Raw genomic sequence first — 1,017 nt, forward strand, 5'->3', positions numbered from 1 at the left:
AGCAAGCTCCGGAAGCGGATGAAGAGCTCGCTCGTATCATGGCCCCACGTGGTCAACATCCAGCATTTGTGCCGAGGTGACCGTCGCCGCGCGCTTGGCAATGAGCGGGGCACGCTGGTCTCCCCGATCAGGCCCTCTTGCCGCTCCGTTTCGTCATCGGCGCGTTACGCCGCTCCCGCTTGCCGCGCGCGATCTCCGTCGCCAGCGCGTCCAGCTTCGGCTCCCAGAAATTCCTGAACTGACCGATCCACGCATCCACCGCCTGAAGTCCCGCCACGTCGACCGCGTAGAACCGTCTTTGCGCCTCCGCCCGAACCGTCGCAAAGCCGCTCTCGCGCAGCACCTTCAGATGCTGCGACACGGCGGCCTGCGTGATCCCGAATTCGGCCCCGATCGCCTCCACGACTTCTCCGGACGCCATTTCCCTCGGTACGAGCAGTTCGAGGATGCGACGACGCACGGGATCGGCGAGGACTTCGAAGATGTGCATCAGCTTCCTGTACCGGGATGCGCGATATCGGGCGGCATTTCGCCGCGATAGAAGGCAATGGTGCGATCCGAGCGCTCCTTCGCCAAGGCCGGATCGACCCCGCTCGCGACATGCGCTGCGCGCCAATACTCCCCGCTCCGCGTCATGAACGCCTTGCCCTCGGGCGAGCCCATCCACGCCTCCGCCGTCTCATGGTCGACTGCCGCTCCCGTCGCGAGATATCGCTCGAGTCCTGCAATGGAAAGGTCCCAACCGATCCCCACCGCACCCGGACCGAACTGATTCCAATGATCCTCGATCATCGCGGTGTGCTCAAGCGTCAAGCGCGCCTGGCTGCGTTCTGCCGCCAGCGCGACATCGATCCAGCTTGTGGCGCCACCGAACTCCCACGTCGCGGCAAAATGAGTTGGCGGCGCGCAAGCCGTGATGGTGCCGCCCGCGTTTCCCTTGAGCTGGTACCTTCCTCCCAATTGGAGGTCGCCCTCGACCGGAAGGAACCAGCGCGGGATGCGCTCCCTGCTCGTCAG

General features: G+C 65.1%; 2 protein-coding genes. Both read right to left on the reverse strand.

Features of this window, described 5'->3' with window-relative positions; genetic code table 11:
- Positions 1 to 127 precede the first annotated feature (127 nt).
- The gene (locus tag AC1D00_RS42660) at positions 128 to 490 is read right to left on the reverse strand and encodes an ArsR/SmtB family transcription factor (protein WP_027543061.1); all 363 of its coding nucleotides are present in this window, start codon (positions 488 to 490) and stop codon (positions 128 to 130) included.
- Positions 490 to 1,017, reverse strand: a 528-nt coding sequence (locus AC1D00_RS42665; protein ID WP_477014855.1) for an SRPBCC domain-containing protein, incomplete at its 5' end; no start/stop codon positions are given. The genes AC1D00_RS42660 and AC1D00_RS42665, both read right to left, overlap by 1 nt.

It is taken from the genome of Bradyrhizobium sp. P2_E8, assembly GCF_056403875.1.